20 protein-coding genes are annotated in these 19,925 nt (G+C 34.4%); 19 read left to right on the forward strand and 1 reads right to left on the reverse strand.

The annotated features are described in order from the left end of the window. Positions 1-18: 18 nt before the first annotated feature. Entirely contained in the window at positions 19-447 is a 429-nt protein-coding gene (locus QBK95_RS18775) for an META domain-containing protein (RefSeq protein ID WP_280936106.1), read from the reverse strand. 123 nt (positions 448-570) lie between these two features. Between QBK95_RS18775 and QBK95_RS18780 the strand changes: the two genes are divergently transcribed. The 19 genes from QBK95_RS18780 (at position 571) to QBK95_RS18870 (ending at position 18,880) form a co-directional block, all read left to right on the forward strand. Next, positions 571-1,167 carry a TetR/AcrR family transcriptional regulator gene (locus tag QBK95_RS18780; protein WP_348637349.1) on the forward strand — a complete coding sequence of 199 codons (597 nt, stop codon included), beginning with the start codon at positions 571-573 and terminating at the stop codon, positions 1,165-1,167. A gap of 77 nt (positions 1,168-1,244) precedes the next feature. Next, positions 1,245-2,318, forward strand: coding sequence for a 2Fe-2S iron-sulfur cluster-binding protein (locus tag QBK95_RS18785; RefSeq protein WP_280936107.1), 1,074 nt, complete (start codon positions 1,245-1,247; stop codon positions 2,316-2,318). 66 nt (positions 2,319-2,384) lie between these two features. After that, on the forward strand, positions 2,385-3,341 hold the full coding sequence (gene paaA, locus QBK95_RS18790; RefSeq protein WP_280936108.1) for a 1,2-phenylacetyl-CoA epoxidase subunit PaaA: 957 nt from the start codon (positions 2,385-2,387) through the stop codon (positions 3,339-3,341). A gap of 58 nt (positions 3,342-3,399) precedes the next feature. After that, a complete protein-coding gene (gene paaB / locus QBK95_RS18795; RefSeq protein WP_280936258.1) occupies positions 3,400-3,684 on the forward strand; it encodes a 1,2-phenylacetyl-CoA epoxidase subunit PaaB in 285 nt (94 codons plus the stop codon). A gap of 62 nt (positions 3,685-3,746) precedes the next feature. Beyond that, positions 3,747-4,502 carry a 1,2-phenylacetyl-CoA epoxidase subunit PaaC gene (paaC, locus tag QBK95_RS18800; protein WP_280936109.1) on the forward strand — a complete coding sequence of 252 codons (756 nt, stop codon included), beginning with the start codon at positions 3,747-3,749 and terminating at the stop codon, positions 4,500-4,502. A 56-nt stretch (positions 4,503-4,558) separates the two neighbouring features. Further along, positions 4,559-5,062: a 1,2-phenylacetyl-CoA epoxidase subunit PaaD gene (gene paaD, locus QBK95_RS18805; protein WP_280936110.1), complete on the forward strand. Its 504-nt coding sequence runs from the start codon at positions 4,559-4,561 to the stop codon at positions 5,060-5,062. A gap of 1 nt (position 5,063) precedes the next feature. Further along, positions 5,064-5,426 carry a VOC family protein gene (locus tag QBK95_RS18810; RefSeq protein WP_280936111.1) on the forward strand — a complete coding sequence of 121 codons (363 nt, stop codon included), beginning with the start codon at positions 5,064-5,066 and terminating at the stop codon, positions 5,424-5,426. 50 nt (positions 5,427-5,476) lie between these two features. Further along, complete coding sequence (locus QBK95_RS18815) at positions 5,477-6,256, forward strand: enoyl-CoA hydratase-related protein (RefSeq protein ID WP_280936112.1); 780 nt, start codon at positions 5,477-5,479, stop codon at positions 6,254-6,256. A gap of 3 nt (positions 6,257-6,259) precedes the next feature. Beyond that, positions 6,260-7,477, forward strand: a complete 1,218-nt coding sequence (locus tag QBK95_RS18820; RefSeq protein ID WP_280936113.1) for a 3-hydroxyacyl-CoA dehydrogenase NAD-binding domain-containing protein — start codon at positions 6,260-6,262, stop codon at positions 7,475-7,477. Positions 7,478-7,486: 9 nt separating this feature from the next. Beyond that, on the forward strand, positions 7,487-7,894 hold the full coding sequence (locus QBK95_RS18825; RefSeq protein ID WP_280936114.1) for a PaaI family thioesterase: 408 nt from the start codon (positions 7,487-7,489) through the stop codon (positions 7,892-7,894). 33 nt (positions 7,895-7,927) lie between these two features. After that, the gene (locus QBK95_RS18830; RefSeq protein WP_280936115.1) at positions 7,928-8,473 is read left to right on the forward strand and encodes a hypothetical protein; all 546 of its coding nucleotides are present in this window, start codon (positions 7,928-7,930) and stop codon (positions 8,471-8,473) included. Positions 8,474-8,514: 41 nt separating this feature from the next. Continuing rightward, positions 8,515-9,726, forward strand: a complete 1,212-nt coding sequence (gene pcaF, locus QBK95_RS18835; RefSeq protein ID WP_280936116.1) for a 3-oxoadipyl-CoA thiolase — start codon at positions 8,515-8,517, stop codon at positions 9,724-9,726. A gap of 3 nt (positions 9,727-9,729) precedes the next feature. Further along, a complete protein-coding gene (gene paaZ / locus QBK95_RS18840) occupies positions 9,730-12,228 on the forward strand; it encodes a phenylacetic acid degradation bifunctional protein PaaZ (RefSeq protein ID WP_280936117.1) in 2,499 nt (832 codons plus the stop codon). Positions 12,229-12,279: 51 nt separating this feature from the next. Continuing rightward, positions 12,280-12,579 (forward strand): GIY-YIG nuclease family protein, encoded by a 300-nt coding sequence (locus tag QBK95_RS18845; RefSeq protein WP_280936118.1) that lies wholly within the window; start codon positions 12,280-12,282, stop codon positions 12,577-12,579. Positions 12,580-12,619: 40 nt separating this feature from the next. Next, positions 12,620-13,372, forward strand: a complete 753-nt coding sequence (locus QBK95_RS18850; RefSeq protein WP_280936119.1) for an enoyl-CoA hydratase/isomerase family protein — start codon at positions 12,620-12,622, stop codon at positions 13,370-13,372. A gap of 81 nt (positions 13,373-13,453) precedes the next feature. Continuing rightward, complete coding sequence (locus tag QBK95_RS18855; RefSeq protein WP_280936120.1) at positions 13,454-14,050, forward strand: acyltransferase; 597 nt, start codon at positions 13,454-13,456, stop codon at positions 14,048-14,050. Between the two features lie 141 nt (positions 14,051-14,191). After that, entirely contained in the window at positions 14,192-15,508 is a 1,317-nt protein-coding gene (locus QBK95_RS18860; protein WP_280936121.1) for a dihydrolipoamide acetyltransferase family protein, read from the forward strand. A gap of 134 nt (positions 15,509-15,642) precedes the next feature. Beyond that, a complete protein-coding gene (locus tag QBK95_RS18865; protein ID WP_280936122.1) occupies positions 15,643-16,716 on the forward strand; it encodes a branched-chain amino acid aminotransferase in 1,074 nt (357 codons plus the stop codon). A 148-nt stretch (positions 16,717-16,864) separates the two neighbouring features. Continuing rightward, on the forward strand, positions 16,865-18,880 hold the full coding sequence (locus QBK95_RS18870; RefSeq protein WP_280936123.1) for an alpha-ketoacid dehydrogenase subunit alpha/beta: 2,016 nt from the start codon (positions 16,865-16,867) through the stop codon (positions 18,878-18,880). The last annotated feature ends 1,045 nt before the right edge of the window (positions 18,881-19,925 follow it).

The raw sequence follows: 19,925 nt of genomic DNA on the forward strand, positions 1-19,925 counted from the left end.
TATATAATGTTGTATAAACTATAAACCTTTTTTTGCGATTAGCACTTGGTCGTTATTATTGTTTCCAAAAGTTAGACTTGATTGTTTTTGAGATATGTTCTTTAGTTCAGAAAGTGCTTTAAAGAACTTTTTTTCAATATAGGTGTCGTCTAAACACATTCTTTTAGAAGCATTAGGCGTTCCAAAGGTAATAGTCCCTTCTTCAATAGTATATGGAGAAGAGTATGTATTACAGCCAGAATACCCCAATACATTTTTGTTTTCAGTATCGAACTTCATAGTGATTTTCATCTCAGAAACATCTTCTCCGTAAAGGTTAGTGACGAGATATTCTCCATTTAGTTCAGTGTTATCCTGATTACCATTGTTTTTAGAGTTAGATGTTTTTGTGCTGTTACAAGTGCTAAATAGTGCAATAGAGATAAAAACTAAAAGTAAGTTTTTCATAATGATTTAGGTTTTATATGTTACATCAATACGATGTAGTATTATTTCGAATATAGCAAATTTATCATATTTTAGTTGTTAATCTTTTAATACAATGCATTAGTTAGAGATTAAAATCTATTTTTGATTAAAAAACAAATTGATCTGCCGATGAGACCAGAAAGTAGAAAGCAAGAAATAATAAATGCAGCTTCTATTCTTTTTAAGGAAAAAGGATATAGTGCTGTCACCATGCGAGATTTGGCTACCGCAATGGGTATAAAAGCAGCAAGCTTATATAATCATATACAGTCCAAACAAGAAATTTTATCTACAATTATTATAGACCTGGCAGAAGAATTTACTACAGGAATGAATCAGATTGTAAATTCTGATAAAAGCGCTACAGAAAAACTAGAGAATATTATAGGTCTTCACATCGATGTTACATTGAGAAATTCAGATGGATTAGCGTCGCTTAATAATGATTGGATGCATTTAGAAGAAGAAAATCTATTGTACTTCGAAAGAATGAGACAAGATTATGAAGATAGTTTCAGAAAGATAGTAAAAGAAGGGGTAGATACCAATGAGATTAAATCTAACAATATAGAGATTGTTGTTTTTTCAACACTTTCCACACTTAGAACACTGTACCTGTGGTATCCTAAACAAAAAAATATAGATGCTGATATTCTTAAAAAAGACATGATATTAGTATTACTTAAAGGTGTTGTTTAAAATTAACAACATTTAATTGCGTATAAAACTAACAATTGTTAGTTTTGTCGAACTATAACGATATAGTATACCATTTCATGAATGATTTTTATACCATAAAAATAGCAGAGGTTCTTAAAGAAACAAAGGATTGTACTGCAATAACTTTTGAGATACCACAAAATCTTAAGGGGAAATTTTCTTATAAACAAGGTCAGTATTTGACATTAAAAACTATACTTAATGGTGAGGAGGTAAGACGTAACTATTCTCTTTGCTCAAGTCCCGTTGAAGATAAATGGCAAGTTGCTGTAAAAAGAATCGATGGTGGGTTATTTTCTAATTATGCTTGTAATGAGTTGAAAGCTGGAGATGAACTAGATATATTACCGCCAAATGGTAGCTTTTTTACTAAAGTAGATGCTACAAAACCTAAAAATTATATTGTTTTTGCAGCAGGAAGTGGGATTACACCCATTCTTTCTATAATAAAGACACATTTAGCCTTAGAACCAGAGAGTACATTCAAGTTATTTTACTTGAATCGCACCGTTAAATCTATTATCTTTAAAGAAGAGATAGAGGCTTTAAGGAATACATATTTTGGAAGGTTCGAAATATTTTATTTCCTCACAAAAGAACATCGTGATATTCCTTTACTTAATGGAAGATTTACTTCAGAAAAACTTAAGGAGCTTACAGATAAGGTAATTGAGGTATCTGATGTTGATGAATGTTTTATATGTGGTCCCGAAGAGATGATTTTTCTTATAAGGGATGAGTTGGTAGATGCTGGATTATCCAAGGATAAAATTCATTATGAGTTGTTCTTTTCAGGAGTTACTGAAGAAGATAAAAAGAGAGCAGCTGCAGCTATCGAGCATAAATTTGACGGAACCGAAGTTACTATCATAGATGGAGGTAAGGAATTTCATTTTGGAATGGATGACGAATATGATAACATCCTCGATGGTGCTTTAGCTGCAGGAGCAGACCTTCCTTTTGCTTGTAAAGGAGGTGTTTGCAGTACTTGTAAATGCAAAATAGTAGAAGGAGAAGTAGAGATGAAAATAAATTATGCACTAGAAGAAGATGAGGTGGCTAAAGGATTAGTATTGTCTTGTCAAGCGGTGCCAACTACAGAGAAAGTAGTAGTTGATTTTGATGTGTAATCAGAATACCTTGTAATTCTGATATTAAAACTGGAGCTGTTTTCAGAATAATAAAACTCAAATGTTATGAGTGAAAAAGAAATAAAAAATTTAGAAGAAATCTTTGAGCAACGAATAGTCAGAGATGAAAAGATTGAACCAAAAGATTGGATGCCTGAAAAGTATCGAAAAACGCATATCAGGCAAATATCACAACACGCACATTCTGAGATTATCGGGATGTTACCAGAAGGTAATTGGATCTCTAGAGCGCCATCAATGAGACGTAAAGTAGCATTATTAGCCAAAGTACAGGATGAAGCTGGACACGGACTTTATTTGTATAGTGCTTGTGAGACTTTAGGGATTTCTAGAGATGAATTATACGAGCAATTACATTCTGGAAAAGCAAAATATTCTAGTATTTTTAATTACCCTACATTGACTTGGGCTGATATAGGAGCGATAGGATGGCTAGTAGATGGAGCAGCGATTATTAACCAAGTTCCATTATGTAGTACTTCTTATGGACCCTATGCAAGAGCAATGATCCGCGTATGTAAGGAAGAAAGTTTTCATCAGCGACAAGGATATGAGATTATGATGACATTGGCCAAAGGTACTCCAGAACAAAAAGACTTGGCTCAGGATGCATTAAATCGGTGGTGGTGGCCATCATTAATGATGTTGGGGCCTACAGACGCAGAATCTGTGCATACAGAACAATCAATGAAATGGAAACTAAAACGTAAAACCAATGACGAACTTCGTCAACAGTTTATAGATCAGACCGTACCGCAAGCAGATCTTATTGGGTTAACGGTTCCAGATCCTGATTTGAAATGGAATGAAGAAACAAAACATTATGATTTTGGAGAAATCGATTGGGATGAGTTTTGGCAGGTCGTAAAAGGTCATGGTCCTTGTAATAAAGAAAGGTTATCAGCAAGAGTCGATGCCTGGAAAGAAGGAGAATGGGTGCGAGATGCTGCAATGGCTTATGCCGAAAAACAACAAAATAATAAAATAAAGAAAGCAATTTAATAAATTCCTTATGGATTCTTCTCCCAATAGAGAAGCTGAAAATAAGGGCTCTTTGATTATGAAAAAAAATTGGCCACTTTGGGAAGTCTTTGTAAGAAGTAAGAATGGTTTAGAACATCGTCATTTTGGAAGCTTACATGCTGCCGATGAAGAAATGGCATTAGAAAATGCCAGAGACGTATATACTCGTAGAAGCGAAGGAGTAAGTATATGGGTAGTAGCATCTAAACATATTACAGCGTCTAATCCAGAAAACAATGGTGAATTGTTTGAGCCTGCGCAAGATAAAGTATATAGACACCCTACGTTCTATACATTGCCAGATGAAGTAAAACATATGTAATGATGAAAGAATGAGTATTTCAATAACATTTTGAGATATGATTAGTTAATGCAATTTTTAAAATGAAAAACGAAAATTTAATACAATATATCTACGGGGTTGCAGACAATGCTTTGATCTTAGGACAACGACTTTCTGAATTATGCGGTCATGGACCTAATTTAGAAACGGATATAGCTTGTACTAATATGGCATTGGATTTATTAGGACAAACACGTAGCTATTATCAATATGCGGCACAGCTTTCTGGAGAAAAAGTTACAGAAGATGATATTGCTTTCTTAAGAACAGAAAGACAATACAAAAATGTATTATTGGTAGAACAACCTAATACTAATTTTGCATATATAATTACACGTCAGTTTTTTTATGATGTGTTTCATTTATTGTTATTACAAGAATTACAAAATAGCAAAGATGAAACTCTTGCTGCAATTGCTAAAAAAGGAATTAAAGAGGTAAGCTACCATCAACGTTTTTCTTCTGATTGGATGAAAAGATTGGGTGATGGTACTGAAGTAAGTCATCAAAAAGTTCAGGAAGCAGTAAATGATCTTTGGAAATTTACTGATGAATTATTTCACCTAACAGATTTTGATAAAGTTGCCATTGACAGTAGCGTTGGAGTAGATATTACCAAGTTAAAAGAACAATACTATAAGATTGTAAAGGAAGTATTAGAAGAAGCTACCTTAACCATTCCCGAGCTTAAATGGTTTAGAAAAGGAGGTAAGGATGGAGTGCATAGTGAATATATGGGGTATTTGCTTTCTGATTTACAGTATATGCAACGTACCTATCCTAATATGAAGTGGTAAAAATGTCTTTGTGTTGTCATCCTAAATGTATTTCAGGATCCATATTTTAAAGCAAAATGGCAATAGAATTAGAGCAATATATAAATCCTAAACTTATCTCGATTCTCGAGAAAGTACATGATCCCGAAATTCCCGTATTATCAATTATGGATATGGGAGTGGTACGATCTGCACAAATAATAGATAACGTTGTGCATGTTAAAATTACCCCTACCTACAGTGGATGTCCAGCAATGGATGTAATAGGAGATGATATTGTTCATGCTTTTGATCAAGAAAATATAAAAGCAGAGGTGTCCTTAGTATTATCACCAGCTTGGAGCACTGATTGGATTACACCAAAAGGGAGAAAAGCACTGGAAGCATATGGAATAGCAGCACCGTTGGATGAAGAATCTGATAAGGAAGTTTTACTAGGAAATAAAAGAATGGTAAAATGTACGCAATGCAGTTCTACAAATACCAAAATGATAAGTCAATTTGGATCAACAGCCTGCAAAGCATTATTTCAATGTGAAGATTGTTTGGAACCTTTTGATTACTTCAAATGTTTAAAATAATATGCTAGGACTAAGAACGACAATATATAAAGTCAATGACTTAGAAAAAGCCAAAGGATGGTACGCAAAAGCCTTTAATACAGAGGAGTATTTTGATGAGCCATTCTATGTAGGTTTTAATATTGGCGGATTTGAACTGGGATTATTACCAGAAGAAGGTGAAATAAAGGATAAGGTAGATAGTGTACTTTCTTATTGGGGAGTAGATGATATCGATAAAACATATCAAAAACTTATTGAATTGGGAGCTATAGAACATGAAAAACCAACCAATGTAGGTGGAGAATTAATGGTAGCTTCAGTAAAAGATCCTTGGAATAATATTATAGGAATAATTTATAATCCAGCATTTAAAATAACATAATAAATTTCCTTTAAGGTATTGAACTTTGAAGGCCTAAAAAGAATAACAGTTTGAACTCAATAGAATTAGAAATACAAAACGGAATTGCTAAGATTACATTAAATCGACCTGAGTCATTTAATAGTTTCAATAGAGAAATGGCTCTAAGATTGCAAGATACTTTAGATGCTTGTGAAACTAATGATGACGTTAGAGCAATTGTACTTACAGGTAGTGGCAAAGCATTTTGTGCAGGTCAGGATCTTAAAGAAGTTACTTCTCCTGAATTAAACCCAGGTTTTAGAAAAATATTAGAAGAACATTATAATCCTATTGTAAAAAGATTAAGAAGTATTGAAAAACCGATAATAGCGGCAATTAATGGAGTAGCAGCAGGCGCAGGAGCCAATTTAGCGTTAGCTTGTGATATCGTAGTAGCATCAGAAGCTGCTAGTTTTATTCAGGCATTTAGTAAAATAGGATTAATCCCAGACAGCGCTGGAACCTTCTTTTTACCTAGATTAATTGGTTTCCAAAAAGCATCTGCTTTAATGATGCTAGGAGATAAAGTTTCTGCAAAAGAGGCCGAAGAATTAGGAATGATTTATAAAGTAGTAGGAATAGAAACTTTCGAAGAAGAAATAAATAAGTTGGCTTTAAAAGTAGCTCAAATGCCTACAAAAGCGTTAGGTCTAACTAAAAGATTATTAAATCAATCTATGGTGAATAATCTAGAGAATCAATTAGCAATAGAATCAGATTTGCAAATTGAAGCTGCAGAAAGTGAAGATTATGCTGAAGGAGTACAGTCTTTTATAGAAAAAAGAAAACCTATTTTTAAAGGGAAATAAATTATGATTGTAGGTATAATAGGATCTGGAACTATGGGTAGTGGTATTGCACAAGTTGCGGCTACTGCAGGTTGTACAGTAAAAGTATTTGATACTAAGCAAAGCGCTTTGGATAAAAGTGAACTTGCTTTAGAAAAAATCCTTTCTCGTTTAATCGAAAAAGGAAGAATTGATGAAGCAGAAAAAAATCGTATCCAAGGGAATGTTTCATACGTAACTTCTTTAAAAGAACTTAGTGATGCGGATCTTACAATTGAAGCAATTATTGAAAACTTAGAGATTAAGAAAAAAGTGTTTTCAGAATTAGAAACGTATGTTTCTGAGCATACTATTATTGCATCGAATACATCTTCATTATCAATTGCTTCTATTGCATCATCATTACAAAAACCTGAAAGATGTATAGGAATTCATTTTTTTAATCCAGCTCCTTTAATGAAGTTGGTAGAGGTAATTCCTGCTGTACAAACTTCTGATGAGGTAAAAAATAAAGTTGTTAATACCATAAAAGATTGGAAAAAAGTAGTAGCAATAGCAAAGGATACACCTGGTTTTATTGTTAATCGAGTAGCTAGGCCTTTTTATGGAGAATCACTACGTCTTTATGAAGAAGGATTGGCAGATATCAAAACTATCGATGCAAGTTTAAAAGAACTCGGAGGATTCAGAATGGGACCTTTCGAACTGATGGATTTTATAGGAAATGATGTCAACTATACAGTTACAGAGACAGTTTTTTCTGCTTTTTATTATGATCCGAGATACAAACCATCCTTTACCCAAAAAAGATTATCTGAAGCAGGATACTTAGGAAAAAAATCTGGTAAAGGTTATTATAATTATGATGAACGCGGTAAGATACTATCTCAAAATATAATCAGTTCTGTTACTTCAACTGGAGTCGAGAAGTTATCAAAAGAAGAACTTTCGCAATATATCTTTAATAGAGTGTTAGTAATGTTGATTAATGAAGCAGCAGATGCATTATTTTGGAATATAGCTTCGGCTGAAGATATAGATAATGCAATGACCAAAGGAGTAAATTATCCTAAAGGATTGCTCTCTTGGGCTGATGAAAAAGGAATCGATTGGTGTGTCAATAAACTGGATAAGCTGTATGAAGAATATCATGAAGATAGGTACAGATGTAGTCCTTTACTAAGAAAAATGGAACGAGAGAAGCGTAATTTTTTTAATTCGGTTTCAGGTACAGATAGTTAATCCAGAGATATGATTGAATCAAAAAATATTCCTGTCAAGATGCTTAGCTTAGATCCATTTAGTCAATGGTTAGGTATAGAAGTATTAGAGGTAAAAAAAGGTAGATGTAGAGTAGGAATGACTGTTAGGAAAGAGATGCTTAACAGTATGGGGAAAGCTCATGGAGGCATATCCTATAGTTTAGCGGATACGGCATTTGGGTTTTCGGCAAATACCCACGGAAAATATGCAGTTTCAATTGAAACTTCAATTAACCATATCGAAGCATTAGAAGAAGGAGATTATTTAACCGCCGAAGCAGTTACAGATATAACTAAAACTAAAGTTGGATTTAATATTGTCGAAGTAAAAAGAGGAGAACAGGTCGTAGCACTTTTTAAAGGAGTAGTATATAGAACCAATAAAGATTGGGAATAAAAATAAAATAATAAGACTAACTAACATAAATCTATGAGAGCCTTTTTAATAATTATAATGATGTCGATTATTTCCTGTGGAAAGGAAACCAAATCAAAAACAGAAACATTAGAAGGAACAGAGCCTATAGTTTCAGAAACGAAAGAACAAGTTTCGGAAGAGGCACAGAATGCAATTGGTGATATTTTTAATGATCAAATTGCGATGGATGTTGATGAAACCATATTTGTGATCGATAATGGTACAAATAGAGCTACTGAAGATATGTCTGCTGGAATTATGAAAATGTTAGCACCTCAACCTTATGAAATATTCAAAGAAAGAATGATGAGTGAGCCAGAATCCCAAAACGGAGTTACTTCTCTGGGATTAGAAGAAACAGAATTAGAAGGAAAAAAAGTACTGGTTCAAAAGTCTATGACCATAGATCAGGCAGGTGATAAAATGATTATGATGATGCACGCATTACCCGCTGGAGATAAAACAATAATGATATCTTCTTATTTTATGGAAAAAGAAGAATCTAAATATTTACCATTAATCGAAAAATCAGTATTGACAGCAAAATTGAAGAAATAATTTTTTTATACTCAAAAACTCATATACTCAGAGACTAAAATATGAAAGAAGCATATATAATAGATGGGGTTAGAACACCCATTGGAAGTTATAAAGGAACCTTATCTGCTGTCAGAACAGATGATTTAGGAGCTTTGGTAATTAAAGAATTAGTTGAAAAAAACCCTAATATCCCTAAAGAAGCCTATGATGATGTGATTATGGGTTGTGCAAATCAAGCAGGAGAAGATAACCGTAATGTCGCAAGAATGTCTTTGTTATTAGCAGGTTTACCGTTTACCGTTCCTGGAGAAACGATTAATCGATTGTGTAGCTCAGGTTTATCCGCTATTGTACAGGCTAATCGAGCCATTAAAGCAGGAGATGGGGATCTTTTTATTTCAGGTGGAGTAGAAAATATGACTAGAGGACCATATGTAATAGCAAAACCTTCATCTGCTTATGGAAACGATTCTAAAATGTATGACTCCAGTTTTGGATGGCGTTTTGTAAATAAAAAAATGCACGAGTTATATGGAACCGATGGAATGGGAACTACGGCAGAAAATTTAGTAGAAAAATATAATATATCTAGAGAAGATCAAGATGCTTTTGCGTATTGGAGTCAGATGAAAGCTTCCAAAGCGCAAGAATCAGGAAGATTAGCAAAAGAAATTACTACTGTAGAGATTCCACAAAGAAAAAAAGATCCAATCCAATTTTCTAAGGATGAATTTATCAAACCAACTACAACCAAAGAGATATTAGGTAAGTTGCGTCCAGCATTCAAAAAAGATGGAAGCGTGACAGCAGGAAATGCATCGGGACTTAATGATGGCGCTGCAGCAACAATAATAGCTTCCGAAGAAGCAGTTAAAAAATATAATCTTAACCCAATCGCTCGAATCGTCAGTTCAGCTGTTGTTGGAGTAGAACCTAGAATTATGGGAATAGGACCTGTTCAGGCTTCTAATAAAGCATTAGAAAAAGCAGGAATCACTATGGACGATATTGATGTGATTGAGTTAAATGAAGCATTTGCTTCTCAAGCTTTAGCCTGTATAAGAGAATGGGGATTAAAAGATGATGATCCTAGAATTAATCCTAATGGAGGATCTATCGCAATTGGGCATCCTTTAGGAGTAACAGGAACCAGAATTGCTTACTCAGCAGCATTAGAATTACAAGAACAAAATAAACGCTATGCACTAATTACAATGTGTGTAGGAGTTGGACAAGGATATGCTTGTGTGATTGAAAACACAAATTTCTAATTTATGAAAACACTAGAAAGCTACATTAACGGAGCATGGACTACTGGTTCAGGAGATGGATTAGTAATGCACGATGCAGTTACAGGAGATCCTATAGGATTATCCACAACACAAGGGCTAGATATTCCTGAAGTTTTACAATATGGAAGAACCAAAGGAGGTGAAGTTCTTAGAAAAATGACTTTTCAGGAACGAGGAAACATGCTGAAATCACTGGCACTCTATCTTACTAAAAGAAAAGAACAATTTTATGAGTTAAGCTATAGAACAGGAGCTACTCGTATAGATAGCTGGATAGATATAGAAGGTGGTTTTGGGAATCTTTTTGCGAACGCATCGTTACGTAAATTATTTCCTAATCAATCATATCATGTAGAAGGAGATCCAATTGATCTTTCTAGAGGTGGAAGATTTATGGCGCATCATATTTTAGTGCCTAAAAAAGGAGTAGCAGTCCATATCAATGCGTTTAATTTTCCGATATGGGGAATGTTAGAAAAATGTGCTGTCAATTGGATGGCAGGAATGCCAGCAGTTGTATTACCTGCTCCACAAACAGCATATTTAACAGAAGCTGTAGTAAGAGTTATTGTAGATTCTGGAATATTACCAGAAGGGTCTTTACAATTACTGAGTGGAATGACTAAGAATATATTAGACACGGTAGAATCTCAAGATGTAGTTACATTTACAGGTTCTGCACATACAGGTAGAATTTTAAAAGCTCATCCAAGATTGATAGAAGAATCAGTGCCTTTTACAATGGAAGCGGATTCATTAAATGCTTGTATTCTTGGAGAAGATGCAGTACCAGGAACTCCAGAATTTGATCTGTTTGTGAAAGAAGTACGAAAAGAAATGACCGTGAAGACAGGTCAGAAATGTACAGCGATACGCAGGATTATTGTACCGTCAAAACTTGTTGAAGATGTGCAAATAGCTCTAGGGAAACAATTAGACAAAGTGACCATTGGAGACCCTCGATTGAAAGAAGTTCGAATGGGAGCATTGGCAAGTAAGCAACAAGTAGAAAGTTTTAGAAATAACGTTGCCGAGATAGCTAAAACTGCACAGATTGTGTATGGAGATTTGGATAAAATTGAAACAGTAGGAGCGGATGCCCAAAAAGGAGCATTCGTAAGTCCGATTTTAATGAGACAAGACAATCCGTTTAAACATGTGGGTGTTCATGAAATTGAAGCGTTTGGCCCAGTATCAACAATAATGCCTTACGATACATTAGAAGATGCAATTACTTTATCTCAGATGGGTAAAGGATCTTTGGTGTCTTCTATTTTTACATTTGATGACCAGATTGCTAAAGAATACATAGTAGGAGCAGCCTCTCATCACGGACGTATTTTAGTGGGTAATAGAGAGAATGCTAAACAAAGTACAGGTCATGGTTCTCCATTACCAATGCTTACACATGGAGGTCCAGGAAGAGCTGGTGGTGGAGAAGAAATGGGAGGAATGCGAGGCATTAAACACTATATGCAACGATGTGCAATCCAAGGAACCCCAACAACATTGACTGAAGTTACAGGAATTTATCAAGCAAACTCAAAATATAAAGAGTCAGACAAGCATCCGTTTGCATATCATTGGGAAGATATTCAGCCAGGAATGTCCTTAAAAACTCACAAACGTACAGTAACAGATACAGATATTATAAATTTCGGAAACCTTACTTGGGATCATTTCTATGCTCATACCGATATCACTTCTTTAGAAGGAAGCATTTTTGAAAAGAGAACTGCACATGGATATTTCATTTTAGCAGCAGCAGCAGGATTATTTGTATACCCTAATAAAGGACCAGTAGCAGCAAACTACGGACTGGAAGAATGTAGATTCTTAAGGCCTATATATCATAATGATACCGTATATGTGCGATTGACATGTAAACAGAAAATTGATCGTGATCATCGTGGTAAAGAATTACCAAGTGGAATTGTAAAATGGTTTGTAGAGGTATTTGACCAAGAAGATGAATTGGCAGCAATTGCTACGATTTTAACGATGGTACAAAAAAAATCACCATTTGTACAAGTAGATCGATCAAATATTGAAGGATATTTAGCTCAGCTTACAGAAAGTAATAAACCTAAATGGGGAATGATGACTCCACAGCATATGTTAGAACACGTAGAGAAAACAATACGTATTGGTGCAGGAGAGATTCAAGATTTTGAAATAGCAACACCAGAAAAGTATTTGGAGAAAGTACAGGAGATGGTGTATAATCATAAATCAATGCCAAAAGGACATAACCATCCTTTAATGAAAGAAGGAGTATTAGAAGATTTGGTACATCCAGATTTAGATACCGCCAAGGCAAAATTAGTAGAAGCAATGGATTCATTTGAATTATATTTTAAAGAAAATCCTGAAGCAATTACTAAAAATGCTGTTTTTGGAGAAATGAATAAGTTCGAATGGGATTTACTCAATGTAAAGCATTTAAATCATCATTTTGAACAATTCAATTTACTTGATTGAATTGTTCAAAATTCCCGTGTAGGCGGGAATCTATTTTGAATCAAAGTTAAAATGACTGTTTGGAGTGTATATATAATTACAAATAAAAAAGATGGAGTTCTTTATATAGGAGTTACAAAAGATCTGAAAAGAAGAATGTATCAGCATGAAAATAAAGTACATCCTACAACTTTTTCTGCGAGATATAATCTGGATAAATTAGTGTATTTTGAAAATTATGATACCAAAGAAGCGGCATATATTCGTGAAAAACAAATGAAAAAGTGGAATCGAGAATGGAAGATTAAACTTATCAAACAGAATAATTCTGATTGGAATGATTTAAATAGAAGTTTAAAAATAGATATTTAGAAACTAAATAATAAGATTCCCGCCTACGCGGGAAGAAACTATGACACAACCATACGTAAACATAGATATAGAAAATGGAGTAGGAACTATAGAGTTCTTTCATCCAGCGCATAATTCATTACCAGGTGATATTCTTGCTAAGCTAGCACAAACAATTACTGATGCTGGAAAGAATGATGAAATTAAAGTAATTGTTCTAAAAAGTGGAGGTGCAAGAACCTTTTGTGCAGGTGCCAGTTTTAAAGAATTGATTAATATTGACAATGCAGAAACAGGGAAAGTATTTTTCTCAGGTTTCGCTAATGTAATTAATGCAATGCGTACGTGTCCAAAATTTATTATTGGACGTGTACAAGGTAAAACCGTTGGTGGAGGAGTAGGAGTAGCATCTGCTACAGATTATTGTATGGCCACAAAATTTGCCTCTATTAAGTTAAGCGAATTAAATGTAGGGATAGGGCCTTTTGTAGTAGGACCAGCTGTAGAGCGTAAAATAGGGTTGTCTGCTATGACACAAATAGCAATTGATGCCAATTCGTTTTATGATGCAGAATGGGCTAGGGATAAAGGACTGTTTACAAAAGTTTTTGAAGATACAGAAACGTTGGATGCAGAGGTAAAAGCATTTGCACAACATTTGTGCACATATAATCCCGAAGCAATGAGAGATATGAAGAAAGCGTTTTGGGAAGGGACAGAACATTGGGATACAATGTTGGCGGATAGAGCCGTAATAAGTGGAAGATTAGTATTATCTGATTTTACAAAAGAAACATTGAAGAGATTTAAGTAATGTATAATATATGATTTTGAATAGACGGTTTGTTGAAATACAATATAATCATAAATCGTAACTCAAAAATCTAAAATTAGGATGATTTACAGTTTTAAAGGATACATACCCGTAGTTCACAAAAGTAGTTTTGTACACCCGTTAGCAGCTGTAACTGGTAATGTGATTATCGGTAAGAATTGTTATATAGGTCCAGGAGCTGCGATACGTGGAGATTGGGGTGAAATTATTCTTGAAGATGGAGTGAATGTTCAGGAGAACTGTACAGTACATATGTTTCCTGGTAAATCTATTGTGTTAAAAGAAAGTGCTCACGTAGGTCACGGAGCGGTAATTCATGGTGCTAATCTAGGACGTAATTGTTTGATTGGAATGAATAGCGTTATCATGGATGATGCAGAAATTGGAGATGAATGTATTGTAGGAGCAATGTCTTTTATAAAAGCAAAATCTATCTTTAATAAACGAAGTTTGATTGTAGGAAATCCTGCTAAAGTAATTAAAGAAGTAAGTGATGAAATGATTGCCTGGAAAACAAAAGGGACAGGTTTATATCAGCGCTTGCCTGCAGATTGCTTTGAGTCATTGAGAGAGGTAGAACCATTAAGAGAAGTTCCTCTGGACCGACCAACGCAAGAAGCATTCTATAAAACATTAGAAGAATTTAAAGACAAATAGATATATACTAATATCACATTTAATTTATTGAAATGTGATTAAAAGATATAGTGTCAAAATAGCCTTCGACAGGCTTAGGCTGACATAAAATTAGGAAAGAAATAATATAAAACATACGCTAACAAACATTAGTTAACCACAATGTCTAGAATAGAATTAAAAATGCCCAAGATGGGCGAAAGTATATCAGAGGCTACCATTCTTAATTGGTTAAAGAATGTAGGCGATACTGTAGAAGAAGATGAAACGATATTAGAAGTAGCTACAGATAAGGTTGATTCTGAAGTCCCCGCACCTTGCACGGGAGTTATTACTGAGGTGCTTTTTCAACCTAATCAGGTAGTAACAGTTGGCCAAGTAATTGCTGTAATAGAAGGAAGTAGTGATCAGAGTTTTGGAAATAAAAGTTCAAAACTAGAAAAAAATGAATCTTCTAATTCTAAAGAGCAAATAGAACCAGAACTGTCAGTTCGAGCAGAGTCGATAACGGCGAAAAATTCTGAATTCAAGATTAAGAACTCCGGAGATAATGATGGTTTTCTTTCTCCTCTGGTTATAAGCATCGCTCAAAAAGAAAATCTTACGATAGAAGAAGTACAAAGTATAGCTGGATCAGGAGACGGTGGACGTATACGTAAAAGTGATATCATACTTTATCTTAAGAATAGAAGGTATCCATTGCCAAGCAAACCGCAACCTCCAGTATCTAAATCATCCTATAATGCACCTCCTATTTCATATATAGAGGGAAAAGATCGTATTGTGGAAATGGATCGTATGCGGACAATGATCGCAGATCATATGGTATATTCTAAGCATACTTCTCCTCATGTTACTAGTTATATAGAGGTAGATGTAACTAATATGGTTAATTGGCGAAACAAGGTCAAGCATGAGTTCTTAGAAAAGCATGGTGAAAAATTAACCTTTACACCGATTTTTATAGAGGCGGTTTCTAAGGCAATTCAAGAATATCCATTGATCAATGTATCTGTAGATGGGAAGAAAATTATTGTACATAAAGATATTAATATCGGTATGGCAACAGCATTACCTAGTGGCAATTTAATAGTGCCAGTGGTAAGAAATACAGATGAAAAGAATTTATTAGGTTTAGCTAAAAATGTAAACCATTTGGCAAATAATGCAAGGAATAATGCATTGAAACCTGATGAAATAGGAGGTAGTACTTTTACAATTTCTAATGTTGGAACTTTTGGAAGTCTAATGGGAACTCCAATTATAAATCAACCAGAAGTTGCCATTCTTGCATTAGGAATTATAAAGAAAAGACCAGAAGTAATTACCACAGAAAAAGGTGATGAAATAGCAATCAGAAGTATGATGTATTTATCATTATCCTTTGACCATAGAGTAGTAGATGGGTTTTTAGGAGGTTCCTTCTTACGTAAGATAGGAGATGAATTAGAAGCTTTTGATATAAATAGAGAAATATAGTAAATGCGTAAGGGATAGCAGCGACATCCTTTTCTGGCTCTTCGAGCGGAGCCTAGAAGTAAGATAGAAAAGATATAGCGGATAGCCCGACCCCGAAAAGTATGAATCGGGGATGCGCCCAAAATAAAATCGGAATGAGACAACAAATCAAAGTTACCAGAACATCGGATTCTAAACTAAAGGATATTGATTTTGAAAATATCCCGTTAGGTAAAGCTTTTACAGATCATATGTTTATATGTGAGTATGAAGATGGAGTATGGAAGAGCCCAAGAATTGAACCTTTGGCAATGATTCCTACACATCCTGCAGCAATGGCTTTACATTATGGACAAGCTATTTTTGAAGGAATGAAAGCTACTGTCGGTCACCATAACACTCCATTATTGTTTAGACCAGAGGAAAACGCGAAACGTTTTAATCATAGTGCCGCAAGAATGGGAATGCCGTCTGTTCCTACGGACCTTTTTGTAGAGGCAGTAAAACAAATTGTTGCTGTAGAACACAATTGGATTCCTCCGCAAGAAGGAAGTGCACTGTACCTGCGTCCTTTTATGTATGCCGATGAACCGTTTATTGGGATGCGTGCAGCTACAAGTTATAAGTTTATTGTAATCTGTTCTCCTGCAGGACCTTTTTTTACGAAAAAGATTAGACTATATGCGGAAACCGAATATATAAGAGCTGCCGATGGAGGAACAGGAGAAGCAAAAGCAGCAGGAAATTATGCAGCGGCTATTTTACCAACTGAAAAAGCAAAAGCTAAAGGGTTTGATCAAGTATTGTGGTTAGACGCTAATGAGCATAAGTATATTCAGGAGGTAGGTACCATGAATATCTTTTTTAAAGTTAAAGGTAAGTTTATCACTCCAGCGACCACAGGTTCTATTTTAAAAGGAATTACCAGAGATAGTGTCATTACTTTATTAAAAGATAAAGGTTTTGAAGTAGAAGAACGTGCGATTACTATTGATGAGGTGATAGGATATGCTGAAGAAGGAACCTTAGAAGAGGCATTTGGAACTGGTACAGCGGTTGCAATTGCAATGATCGAAGCGATAGGGTATAAAGATGAAGTGATTACATTATCCGATGATAATCCAGTAAGTTTGGATGTAAAAAATACGCTTGATGAAATGAAGGTTCAGAAGAGAGAAGATACATTTGGTTGGATCGTACCAGTAGCTATTGAAGAAAAAGTAGGGTAAGTATTAATTATGAATACATAATGTAGGATTATGAATAATCGTAACTCATAAATCGTACATCAAAAATTAAAGAGAGATGTTGGCTGAAAAAACAATAGCGAAAGAAATATTAAAAAAAGCATTTAGTACCCTTTGTACAGCGAAAAGCATGACTGAGTTGTATGAAGAAAATTTTAAAGTGGTGTCTAAGTATGTACATGCGACTTCTAGAGGGCATGAAGCTATTCAGATAGCAGTAGCTATGCAATTATTACCTCAGGATTATGCTTTTCCATATTACAGAGATGATTCGATGTTATTGGGAATCGGAATGAGACCTTATGACTTAATGTTGCAATTGTTGGCAAAAAAGAACGATCCTTTTTCAGGAGGAAGAACGTACTATTCACATCCAAGTTTACGAGATGATGATAAACCAAAAATACCACATCAATCATCTGCTACAGGCATGCAAGCGATTCCTTCTACTGGTGTTGCTTTAGGGATGCAGTATAAAGAATTGGTTGGAATTGAACATTCCTCAAATAGTAATTCGAGCAACAATGAGATGATAAAACAACCTCTGGTTGTATGCTCATTAGGCGATGCTTCGGTTACAGAAGGAGAGATTGCTGAAGCTTTCCAGATGGCTGCATTAAAGCAATTACCGATATTATATCTTGTTCAGGATAATGGTTGGGATATCTCTGCTAATGAAGCAGAAACCAGAGCTCAAAATGCCTATGAATATGCCGCTGGATTTCATGGATTAGAGGCAATTACAATTGACGGTGCGAATTTTACAGAAAGTTATTTGGCTGTAGAAGAAGCAATTCGAATTATAAGGGAAGAAAGAAGGCCTATATTAGTGCATGCCAAGGTACCCTTACTAAACCACCATACATCTGGAGTACGAATGGAGTGGTATCGAGATGATCTAGAAGAAGCACGTTCTAGAGATCCATATCCAGTATTACGTAATCAATTATTACAGGCTGGTTTTACAGAAGATGAAGTAAATACGATTGAAACCAAAGCAAAAGAAACTGTAACAAAAGATCTTCAGGAAGCTATGAAAGCAGAAGATCCAAAGCCAGAAGATTTATTTACTCACGATTTTGCTCCAACACCAATCACTGAAGAAAGTGGTGAACGATCTCCTTCTGATAAAGAAGAAGTCGTTATGGTGGATTGTGCACTGTTCGCGGTAGAAGAATTGATGAAAAAACATAAAGAGTGTTTATTGTATGGTCAGGATGTAGGAGGAAGATTAGGAGGAGTTTTTAGAGAAGCTGCAACGTTGGCACAAAAATTTGGAGATGAAAGAGTCTTCAATACTCCGATACAAGAAGCATTTATAGTTGGATCTACTGTTGGGATGTCTGCAGTGGGATTAAAACCAATAGTAGAAGTACAATTTGCAGATTATATATGGCCAGGACTGAATCAACTATTTACTGAGGTGAGTAGATCTTGTTATCTATCCAATGGTAAATGGCCTGTATCGATGATTTTAAGAGTACCTATCGGAGCATATGGTAGTGGAGGACCGTATCATTCTTCCTCAGTTGAATCCGTGGTTACAAATATCAGAGGGATCAAAATTGCATATCCAAGTAATGGAGCTGATCTTAAGGGATTGATGAAAGCTGCGTATTATGATCCTAATCCTGTTGTTATTTTAGAACACAAAGGATTATATTGGTCCAAAGTAAAAGGAACAGATGCTGCAAGAACCATAGAACCCTCAGAAGATTATGTATTACCATTCGGAAAAGCTAATGTTGTACAACAAATATGGCCGCAAGATGAAAAGGAAACTATGACCATAGTAACCTATGGAATGGGAGTGCACTGGGCACTGAATGCAACAAAGGATATAAAAGATGCGGTAGAAATTATAGATTTGCGTACGTTGTATCCTTTGGATGAAGCAACTATTATGGAATCGGTAAAGAAAACTAAAAAGTGCTTAGTGGTTACAGAAGAGCCTACTAACAATTCCTTCGCCAGAGCCTTATCAGGAAAAATTCAAGAAGAATGCTTTAGGTATTTGGATGCGCCAGTAATGACAATAGGCTCTGAGAATATGCCAGCAATCCCGTTAAATAGTACTTTAGAACAAACAATGATCCCTTCTACAGAAAAAGTAAGAACTAAGATAGAAGAGTTACTAGGGTATTAAGTATATAAATTGAAAAAAATAAAACCTCATCGGTTATATTGCTGATGAGGTTTTATTTTTTAGATTACTTTAAAAGTAAGATAAAACCTACATAATTTATATTTTTGAATCTAAAACAATGTTAAAACGCATTTATTTTAGATAAAGAGCATAAAAAATTTGGTAAATCGAAAAATAGCTATATCTTTACACCAGAGTTAATGAGTTAGCACTTTCATTTTCCCCAAGATGAAAGTATTTATAAAAAGTGAGTTTTAATTTTTAGAATAAGCCCTTAAATTAAGATGATTTGTGTGAAGAAAAAGAGCGTGGAGACGCTCTTTTTTGTGTTCTATTATTTATTTCCCAAAGGTTACAATCAATTTTCAATTCTAAACTTAGGTATTGATAAATCTCTATTGAATCAAACCAAAAAGCACTATTCAAAAATTGTTTTTATGACATACTTTCAAAATAAGTACAGAATGATTGATAGAATTTTTCGTAAGAATGATATATTAAATATGTAGGCAAAAGACTACTTTTTTGTAATTACAATAAAATAAAACGGTTTAAAAGCGTATTTTTTAGATAAAAAGCACAAAAAATTTGGTAAACTCAAAAAAAGCTGTATCTTTACACCAGAGTTAATGAGTTAGTACTTTCATTTTCCCCAAGATGAAAGCATTTATAAAAAGTGAGTTTTAATTTTTAGAATAAGCCCCTAAATTAAGATGATTTGTGTGAAGAAAAAGAGCGTGGAGACGCTCTTTTTTTATGTTGTACTGTTTCTCAGTGTTTTACAATTAATTTTTGATTCTTAAACCTAGGTATGGATGAATCTTTATACAATCAAAACCAAAGGACTATTTAAAAATTGCCCTTGTGAGATATTTTTAAATAAGTACAGAATAATAGTTTTTTTGTAAAAACATAACAAATAATTTTGTACGATAAAACCTACAATATTGATAATTTTAAAAAATTAACTAGTTAAAAAGCACATTTAGTAGATAAAATACACAAAAAGTTTGGTGAATTCAAAAAAAGCTGTATCTTTACACCA

The sequence above is a fragment of the Aquimarina mycalae genome (assembly GCF_029906345.1).
Classification (GTDB): Bacteria; Bacteroidota; Bacteroidia; order Flavobacteriales; family Flavobacteriaceae; genus Aquimarina.